We start from the raw sequence: 9,464 nt of genomic DNA, 5'->3' as shown, positions 1-9,464 counted from the left end.
GGTTTCATCACTCAGTTTATCTTGCCCTGATCGCCTTTTATTAAACGTAACTTCCTTAAAAAAATAAGTGTTATGAGTCAAGACGAATAACTGCTTCATTAAGCTAGAATCATTTATAGCATCGGACATTAATCCTTTTATTAAAGTACTTACGATAAATAAAATATCGCTATCCAAACTAGAAACAGGATCATCGATAACTACAACTCTGTCAGTTGTTATGCCAACTTCGCTGAAGCTACCTTTAAGTAAATGGTAAAAGTATAAAAAAGATATAAAGGTTTTCTCTCCTTCACTTAATGTCTCTTTTGCACAAGAGCCATCACCTCTAACAATAGAGCAACAACTGTCTTTCATAGATTTGCCAATAGTAAAACTAGTAAATCCAAATGACTTTAATAAGCTGTTAATCGCATCGATAGTTGGCTGAATTGAAGTAGTGTCCTTTTCTAGTGCCTTTATTTCAGCATCCTTAGCTATCTTATCTGCCTTTTTAGCATTTATACCGACAGTTAAGCCATGAATAGCTTTTTGCAAACTTGAAGAATCTTTTGTGTATTGTTGAAGTTCTGCTTTCAGTTCCTTCTCCAACACAAACTTCCAAACCTGATTGACTAACAATTCTTTTTCGCTTTTAAAGTTAGATACAATCAAATTATGCTGATTAATTGATTTGTTGGCGTTTTCAACTATCGATTGAATTTCATCGATTATTTGATGGGTAGCTTTTAATGTAACAGTAGAAGCAGGCTCTGATATTTTATTAGCAAGCAACTGCATATTCTCACTGGTTATCGCCTTCAATGTGTCAAACTTGGCTTTTAATAAGTTGCTGTCAATATCTGCATGGCTATTAGCCACAAGACTTTCGAGATGTGAAATCAATTGTTGTGATGAGCTAGAATATGTCGCCACTACAGCCTGTAGATATTCAATATTTTGAGTAAATGTTTCGTCGAAATAATTGGCTAACTGCTCTTCAAAGCCACTCCGTAGTGTTTGTTGGCAAAAGGGGCACTCACCTTCTGATAGAGGTAAGTAGTTCGTACCATGTCTAACCCAATCACTGTTATTGAGCTTATTAATTACACCTGCTATATCAACATCATTTTTACCAATAATTCTCTGTTGTAAAATCTGATGTTGTTCCAATTCCTTTAGTTTTGACGAGTCAAGAGTAAGTTGGATTAATTGTTTTGATTCTGGAGTATCACCAAATAATGTCTTTGCTTTTTCAATTAAATATTCTTTTGTTTTTAAATCAGCAGTATTACTAGCGTTTTCACTAATAACTCGATCTTTAAACTTGGATTTACTGTTACGTACACCTTGAAAAGCGTCTTTAAATAACTCGTCTAATTTATCTTTTACTAACCAACATTTATCTGTGAAATGATTATCAATAACTTCAAGATCTCTTATTTTACCCTTGTTGCTGTCGTCACCATTTAAAACTAATTCCTTGGATTTAATTTCTTCAACTATCTTGTCTAATTCACATTTTCCTTGCGCAATACTATCTATAACTGCTTGATCAGCTTCCCCTAAGGTAAATACACCGGGTAGGTCCTTTTGAGGATTGAAATTTTTCTCTACAAAATCTCGATTATAAACAAATCTTTCTATGGGCGAACCAGACCACTTAACTGCACAGTTTGCGTACCTTGTTGAATCCTCAATCAATCTAGATATTGTCGTTTTACCAGCACCATTTGCACCAAAGAAGAAATTAAACTTTTCAAGTGGTGACACCTGTTGAGGGACTATTCCATATGTTGCTGCGTTAGCAATTTCTAGAGAATTAATCATGCGACATCCTTGTTAGATAATTTAACGTCACCAGAGATTAATTTTGGCAATAAATAATCTCTATTTTCAGTTAGTTAATTAGTTTTTTTTGAGTAGCCACCATTACAGTAGTCACTTTGTATCATTAATAAAATTGGGTCAATCGTTGTGTTTCAGAGTGAGCCTAAAGTCACGCTACTAAATCACTTTGAGGCAAAAGTGTGTTGACGGCTCGCTAATCACTCTACTCTGAAACACACTCCAAATGGTAAACGTTAATGCATTCATTCAAAGTTATAACTTTACGCCCTCACTGTAACCCCATGATTTTTATCAAACTATATACCGACTGATAAATTCTCCAACACCTTATCGATGTTTTCTGTACCGTTAGGCTTCAAACTCCTACAATGCAAGGCAGAGGGTCGGTGAAGGCTAAACTTTCACTTTTACATATTGAATACTCAACAATGCATTTGATTGCATTGGTACCGTCATCATTCAAAAGGAATAGTATGTTGAGCAAAGGATGGATATTGCTTGCCGCCGCAATCATCAGTCAGGGAGCATGGGCACTCGCTCCTTGCGGGACAGACAGTGGCATCGGGGACTGGTGCAGCCTGGATATTAATCAGCTACACCCCACTCAGGCCGGGGTTGGTCAACAACAAGTTGATAAAACACAAGCCAAACTGGCGACAAAAAGCCCAGCACAACTTAAAAAGTATATGAAAAAGAAAAAGATTCCGGTAATCGTAGATGCTGATGGCCAGTATTGGTTGGTTGACCGACATCATCTAACTAAGGCGCTTTGGCAGCAAGGTGTGAAAGAGGTGACCGTCCACATCCTTGCTCACCTCGACAACAAGGAGAGCTTTTGGCAAGACATGCAAGGCAACCACTGGACATGGCTGCGCGATGAAAAAGGAGCCCCGCTAACTCCCGATCAATTACCTGCACACATAAGTAAGCTACCCGACTACCCCTACCGCTCTTTGGCTGGTGAACTACAAGATGCCGGTTATTACAGCAAGCATGAACAGGTTTATTTTGTTGAGTTTGCTTGGGCTAGCTGGCTTGGGGAGCAAATGAATTGGGTGCCAGTCAATGCGAGTACGCTCCCAGAACGACTCGAACAAGCGGCACAACTGGCATGTAGCTCAGCCGCTAAGGCTCTGCCTGGTTACCCCGGAGAGCAGTGTTCAACTATGCGCCACCTCATCAACACGACAAACTAAGGTTCTATCGCAAAGCGTGATTTAAATAAGACTCATCATTTTGAAGATACAATTAGCCTGCGAGCGAACAAATAGCTCGCAGGGCGTTGTTCGATAAGATGAATATGTATTTTGTTACAAATCGCCCTCTTGTCTTGTGGTTCAGTCAATGATTTACTGTCGCTTCCTTAGCAACAGAGGCTTTTATTGACAATGGACGACCCCTTCAGGCGACCAATATTTACTGATTCCCCCCTTCACCGTGCCCCCTTATTTAAGGAGGCCATATGTTAGAACTCTTCCTACTACCCGAAACTTGGGCGATATTTGCCACACTGCTTGCTTTAGAAGTGGTTCTTGGCGTTGATAATGTAGTGTTCATTTCCGTCTTATGTGAACGGCTCCCCGTTCAGCAGCGGCCGCTTGCGCGTAACTTAGGCATTTTGTTAGCGGTTACCGCTCGGATTGGTTTGGTTTTTTCTATCAGTTGGCTGATGTCGTTAACTGCACCGATAGTCGTTTGGTTTAGCAACGAATTATCTGGACGAGATTTTATCCTCATCTTCGGCGGTGCTTTTCTGTTATTCAAAGCAGCAAAAGAGTTGTGGAATTGGCTAATGCCTGATGAGCATTCACATACGACGACAGTAAGTGCTGGCCTTGCGGTCGTATTACTGCAAATTGTCGCGGTTGACGCGGTATTTTCCATGGATTCGGTAATCACTGCGGTGGGTCTAACTAACGACATTCCTATCATGGTCGCGGCCATTTTAGCGTCTGCGGTGATCATGATATTAACCGCAGCGCGCATTAACGCCTTAGTCACCCGTTATCCGGGTTTTAAAACGCTGGCATTACTGTTTTTAATGATGCTGGGCGGTTTGTTAATCGCGGAAGGTGTTGAGCTGCACATCAATAAAGGCTACGTCTATTTTGCGATGGCGTTTGGTTTGGCAATGGAGATTTGTCATATTCAATGGGCGAAGAAACAATCGCTCAAGATTAAGCAGCTACGTCCGTTGAAAAGGACGGCATCTTTACTGAGTTCAAAGCCAATAGTACGGTGATATTGATAGCTAAAGCGCATCAATGTCAAACTTCATCGCCAACATAACCCTTTATTTACTAGGCCTGCGTGTGTGAAGAAACGAAAAAGAACCATCGAGTGATGAACAAGGAAAATGTGTATTTCCAAGAGGAGCACACTATCATAATCATTCGATTATTATTCACCCTGTATGGGTGAGCCTTTTATCAATGTCGAATGGTTTACCATTCCAGAAAAGACTATTGCCTATGAAAATGTTTTTCCGGCAGGAAATCGCACTGCTTTTTGGTCTGTTAACTCTGCTTTTTTTCAAAACATTAGGGGCTGATTTACTATCAGATACGACCCCATTTTGGATCTATATCCTCCTTTCTACTGGGCTATTTGCTATTGTGACACGGGCAATATTCTCCGTTGTTCGCCATTCAGATGCTCTGGCCGTGAAACTTGGTGAGCCATTTGGAACCTTGATTCTCACCCTCTCTGTAATTTCACTTGAAGTGGTGATGATCTCCTCTGTAATGCTCACTGGCGAGCCAAACCCCACAATGGCTCGTGATACCATGTTCGCGGTCGTGATGCTGGTCACTAACGGCCTTGTTGGCTTTACTTTGCTACTGGGTGGGTGGCGTTACCATACGCAAAGTTTTAATTTAGAGGGCGTTAAATCTTATTTGGTCGCCATCATCCCACTAGCCTTGCTATGTCTCGTTTTACCTAACTTCACTGAGGGCGGAAGCTAGGGTGGCTTGTCGAGCGCGATGTCTTGGATGCTCATTACCATATCTGTGATGCTTTATGGCGTTTTTCTGTTAATTCAGACTCGCAGCCACAGCCACTTTTCGTTGGCAGTGAGCACGAAAATGCTGAAGAGCATCACTGTCCACTCCAGAGCAATAGCTACCATACAGTCATGCTGTTGGCCTACCTTCTAGTAGTGATAATGCTAGCTAAAACCTTAGCTATCCCTATCAATTATGGGGTGCATGTTATGGAAGCCCCAGCGGCATTAGGTGGCTTTATTGTTGCGTGTATTGTGCTAGCCCCTGAAGCTGTTGGCGCACTTAAGGCTGCATTCAATAATCAACTGCAAAGAGCAATGAACCTCTATTTCGGTTCTGTGCTAGCGACTATCGCGCTTACTGTTCCAGCCGTTTTATTCATCGGCGCGATGATGGATCAAGAGGTTCGTCTTGGGCTATCCTCTGCTGATTTGGTATTACTTGTCACCACCTTAATGGTGTGCAGGGTAACATTCAGTAGTGGCCGAACCAATGTATTACATGGCGCAACGCATTTGGTTCTGTTTGTGGTTTATCTTTTCCTGATGTTTGAACATGCTTAGTCGATAACTTCAAATTCAATAAACCGTAACCAATAAAAAACCCGAGTTTAAACGCTCGGGCTTTTTATTGGCTGCAAAACTTACGGTCAAATACGCTCTACACATTCACGAGCAATTACCAGCTCTTCATTGGTTGGGTTTATATTCATGGTAGATGTCATCAATATATTTTCTAATTCACTTTCGCCTGTGCCTTTTGGGTTTATTCGGACGGTTGATTCAACCGATTTACTTGTAACAACCTTTTCCAAGGTAATAAAGGTAGTATGATCATCAATATCCCTAATATGGTAAAAAAGTCTGGCACTTCATTGAATAAAGTAACACCAAATAAGGTGACAAATACCAGTCCTGAGTTCTCTGCTAGGGCAATAGAATTAGCAGGTGCTCGTTGATACGAAGCAACAGCTAATCCGTTGTAAGTAAGAACCAAAGTTGCACTTGCCAAAATGAACAGCAGATTCGTGGTCGAAAGAGGCACCCAATGGAATATAGCTAGACAGCCAGAGATCGGTAGTGAAAGTAATGATGTCCAAAAAAGTGTGCTGACAACAGTTTGCTCCGTTGGTAATTTTTTCGCGGTAAGGTTGAACAACGCAATTGTAAATGTGGTAACAAGGGCGAAGACTACTGCCAATTCAAATTCTGATGGTCTTAAAACCACAATCACTCCTGAAAACCCTATAAGAGATAATACACTGCTCTTAATCGTTAGTTTCTCTTGGAGAAGTAAAATCGATAATGGAAGCATCATTAGTGGCGCAGCATGAAAAATCGCATTAGCCGTAGCTAAAGTTAAGTGAGTGATTGCAATTACCATGCAACCGCTGCCTATTATAATTAGATGTGCCCTAAATAGATTGAGTTTAGCGCTATACAGTTTTCGCTTTTGCTTGGACTGCTTTAACCATAAAGGGTAAATAACTAAAGTAGAAAATAATTGCCGTATAAAAATATACTGAAAGGTTGATACCTCCCCATTAAGTAACTTAACTGCGACATCAGATAGTGAAGCAGCAAGATTACCTAATATGAGAAGGATAATCGCGAGGTTTACCACAGGAAAATACACTGTTATTTTTCCAACTTCATATCGATATGTGGGATGTCATCCTCCAAATACATTACAGAAGTCGGCATAAATCCATAGTTTTGGTAGAATTCTGATAGGTGTTCTTGAGCGCCAATTTCGATTGACTCTCTGGGCCATAACTTGTCACATGCACATAGAGCCTCTTGTACTAGTTGATGCCCTATGCCCCCTCCACGAGAACTTTTTGAAATAGCAACACGACCAATACTGACGGATGGATAACTAACCCCCTTTGGCATTAAGCGTGCGCAGGCTATTAACTTGCCACCTTGATAACCCAGTAAGTGGTAAATACCTTCTTGGTGATCTTTACCATCCAACTCAGGATAGGGACATTCTTGCTCGACAACAAACACGTCAACTCTGAGTTTTAGCAGTTGATATAGTTGCATTGTTGTTAATTGGGGAAACGGATGGAGTTGCCAAGTAATCATTTTAATTCAGCCTTACAAATAGTGATATCCGAAATGTAGCAAGGTGAATAAGTCTAGACATTAACAATTGTTAAGTTGGATTGCGTTTTTTGATACGACTCAGGCTGATCGGTGTAATGCCAAGATAAGCTGCAATTTGATAATCGGTGAGGCGCTCTAACAAGTTAGGATAACTGTTACAGAACCGTTGATAGCGTTCTTCTGGAGTATAAAGCAACATAAAACGTTCTTTGTTTTCTTTATACATCAGTTGTATTTCCAATAGTTTGAGATAAATACTATATTTATTCTTACGCCATGTTCTTAATGTTTCGATAGGGAGAGACATAATCGAGCAAGGGGTAAGTGATTCAAGTTGGTATGGTGATGGCGTTTGGTTAACTAGGCTTTCAAAACCAATGATCCAGTCATTTTCCCAATAAAACTGTTTGCTAAACTCTTTGCCCTTGTCAGTAAAATAAACAGCGTGACATATTCCTTCTAATAGAAAGAAAATCTCTTTTGCAACTTCCCCTTGATGGTGAAAAATATGCCGACTAGGCAAAGAACAAAGCTTTGCAGATTGCTTTAGTTGTTCTACTTCGTGCCGAGTAAAGTCATTTTGTTGTAACTGCTCTAGGAAAGCGTCAAGCATAATTGGTTGTACCTAAGTATTTATAACCAAACGTTAACTGAATATTTAAGCACAAAATAAATTAGCCAAAAAACAATTAAAGTATAGGTGTGCAGGTGATGATAACCTACATCAAATTAACATTCTATGTGCCATTTTATACCTCTTTGTTCCTTATTTGTAGCTGCGAAGGAATTACAAGCAAGAATCGTAATTAATAAGGCATATTTACCTGTAGGTATCATTTATCAGCAAGACTTTGCAAGGTAGCACACCCTGTGAGTTTACTATCTACTAGTGTCTGCTTGTCGTTCAAAACCGATCTTTAGAGTAATTGCGTTAGCTTGTTTCGGGGCATAAACAGGTCAACACGAACCTTGTTGATTTAAGGGCACAAAATGAATTGCAGAAGTCAATAGAGCTATTAATAGGTGCTCGCCATTCGCACGCTTTGCGATGGTCTATCCAACATATGAGTACAAAAAAAGCGAGCACTAAGCTCGCTTTTATCTATTTGATTTTAAATGTAATTATAGCAACTCAACCGACTGCTGGGCTATCACAAATTCTTCGTTAGTTGGTACCACAAGCGCCACTGCATTTAGCATGTCTGATTTTGCGATAATGCCAGCATTACCGAATCGAGCTTGCTCGTTGCCTTGCTCATCTTCCACAAAACCAAGAATTTTCAGGTTGCGTAGAATTTCACGACGAATAGGCAATGCGTTTTCGCCAATACCACCGGTGAAAATAATACCGTCGAGCGAATCAAGCGCTGCAAGGTATGACGCGATGTATTTCGCCACACGGTAGGTGAAGACTTGGAAGGCCAATGTAGCGCCTTCATGACCTTGCTCCATGGCTTCTAGAATGCCACGTGCATCGCTGGTTAAACCAGAAACACCCAAGAAACCAGAGGCTTTGTTCAATGAATTAAACACTTGTTCTTGTGTCCAGCCCTTCTTCAATAGAAATTCAATGATGCCGGGGTCAAGGTCACCACAGCGAGTGCCCATCATCAAACCGGAAAGCGGTGTAAAACCCATACTGGTATCGACACTCTGACCATCTTTAATTGCGCACACTGACGCACCATTACCAAGGTGAACAGAAATAAAGCTGCTTTCTTCAACTGGCTTGTTGATCATTTTTGCCGCTTCACGGCTCACAAAATAGTGGCTGGTTCCGTGGAAACCATAGCGGCGAATACCAAACTCAGTGTATAGCTCTTTTGCAATCGCACCTGTGTAGGCTTTTGCTGGCATGGTTTGGTGGAAAGCGGTATCAAAAACAGCAAACTGCGGTAGCTCAGGAAACGCTAGCATTGCCGCGCGCATACCAATCGCGTGTGCTTTATTATGTAACGGTGCTAAATCACTAAGCGCTTCAACTTCGTTGACGATTTTTTCGTCTAACTTAACGGTCTTAGTAAACTTCTCGCCACCATGTACTACGCGGTGCCCAATCGCAACGACGTCATCAATCAAGCCGTAGCTTTTCACGAGCTCAACCAGTTTTGCAACCGCCAACAGGTGGTGATTCGCTTCACCTTGAATCGCACAATTGGCTTTTTCTCCGTTAAACTTCCAGCTCATACGGGCATCATCAAGCCCAAAGCATTCACCTAGACCACTCAGTACGGCATCCCCCGTATTTGAATCAATCACCGCAAACTTCAGTGATGAGCTGCCAGAGTTAATAACCAAAACAAACGAGTTCGACATGGGGTAAGTTTCCTGTTTTAGACTAAGTGTTGAAGTATACAACTTCTTGGTTTACGTGACCCTCATTATTCAATAATTTTTTAATCTTTCAACTTTGTTTTAGTTTCAGCATCATGCCAAACGATTTTTTCTTGATCTGAGGCAAGTTATTATTTCTTTTGAAGTGAGAAATATATCAATATTTAAGTCCATCCTGTAGCGC

General features: G+C 40.9%; 7 protein-coding genes and 1 pseudogene. 3 read left to right on the top strand and 5 right to left on the bottom strand.

All coding sequences use genetic code 11. The features are described 5' to 3' along the window. The coding region (locus AACU59_RS00845; RefSeq protein WP_161437671.1) for an AAA family ATPase at window positions 1-1,809 on the bottom strand (1,809 nt) is incomplete at its 3' end. A 494-nt stretch (window positions 1,810-2,303) separates the two neighbouring features. On the opposite strand from AACU59_RS00845, the gene AACU59_RS00840 reads away from it, so the two are divergent. From AACU59_RS00840 to AACU59_RS00830, 3 genes and pseudogenes are all read left to right on the top strand, one after another. Continuing rightward, window positions 2,304-3,026 carry a ParB-like protein gene (locus AACU59_RS00840; protein ID WP_094145660.1) on the top strand — a complete coding sequence of 241 codons (723 nt, stop codon included), beginning with the start codon at window positions 2,304-2,306 and terminating at the stop codon, window positions 3,024-3,026. 266 nt (window positions 3,027-3,292) lie between these two features. Beyond that, window positions 3,293-4,072 (top strand): TerC family protein, encoded by a 780-nt coding sequence (locus AACU59_RS00835; RefSeq protein ID WP_094124737.1) that lies wholly within the window; start codon window positions 3,293-3,295, stop codon window positions 4,070-4,072. 229 nt (window positions 4,073-4,301) lie between these two features. Then, window positions 4,302-5,398, top strand: a pseudogene (locus AACU59_RS00830) (calcium:proton antiporter). A 202-nt stretch (window positions 5,399-5,600) separates the two neighbouring features. On the opposite strand, the gene AACU59_RS00825 reads toward AACU59_RS00830, so the two are convergent. The 4 genes from AACU59_RS00825 to AACU59_RS00810 form a co-directional block, all read right to left on the bottom strand. Beyond that, on the bottom strand, window positions 5,601-6,470 hold the full coding sequence (locus tag AACU59_RS00825; protein WP_094143206.1) for a DMT family transporter: 870 nt from the start codon (window positions 6,468-6,470) through the stop codon (window positions 5,601-5,603). 2 nt (window positions 6,471-6,472) lie between these two features. Next, window positions 6,473-6,925 (bottom strand): GNAT family N-acetyltransferase, encoded by a 453-nt coding sequence (locus AACU59_RS00820; RefSeq protein WP_161437670.1) that lies wholly within the window; start codon window positions 6,923-6,925, stop codon window positions 6,473-6,475. 70 nt (window positions 6,926-6,995) lie between these two features. Further along, window positions 6,996-7,559, bottom strand: coding sequence for a Crp/Fnr family transcriptional regulator (locus tag AACU59_RS00815; RefSeq protein ID WP_094143210.1), 564 nt, complete (start codon window positions 7,557-7,559; stop codon window positions 6,996-6,998). A gap of 509 nt (window positions 7,560-8,068) precedes the next feature. Beyond that, on the bottom strand, window positions 8,069-9,262 hold the full coding sequence (locus tag AACU59_RS00810) for an acetate/propionate family kinase (RefSeq protein ID WP_026028183.1): 1,194 nt from the start codon (window positions 9,260-9,262) through the stop codon (window positions 8,069-8,071). Window positions 9,263-9,464: the final 202 nt, after the last annotated feature.

It is taken from the genome of Vibrio sp. V23_P3S9T160 (assembly GCF_963886625.1).
Taxonomy (GTDB): Bacteria; Pseudomonadota; Gammaproteobacteria; order Enterobacterales; family Vibrionaceae; genus Vibrio; species Vibrio anguillarum.
The sequence above is the reverse complement of the archived record's forward strand: the minus strand, read 5'-3'. Positions and strand labels throughout refer to the sequence as shown.

What these genes read in the sequence shown, in the direction of transcription:
- AACU59_RS00810 (WP_026028183.1), bottom strand. Translation starts at nt 9,262, where the DNA reads ATGTCGAACTCGTTTGTTTTGGTTATTAACTCTGGCAGCTCATCACTG.
- AACU59_RS00815 (WP_094143210.1), bottom strand. Translation starts at nt 7,559, where the DNA reads ATGCTTGACGCTTTCCTAGAGCAGTTACAACAAAATGACTTTACTCGG.
- AACU59_RS00835 (WP_094124737.1), top strand. Translation starts at nt 3,293, where the DNA reads ATGTTAGAACTCTTCCTACTACCCGAAACTTGGGCGATATTTGCCACA.
- AACU59_RS00820 (WP_161437670.1), bottom strand. Translation starts at nt 6,925, where the DNA reads ATGATTACTTGGCAACTCCATCCGTTTCCCCAATTAACAACAATGCAA.
- AACU59_RS00840 (WP_094145660.1), top strand. Translation starts at nt 2,304, where the DNA reads ATGTTGAGCAAAGGATGGATATTGCTTGCCGCCGCAATCATCAGTCAG.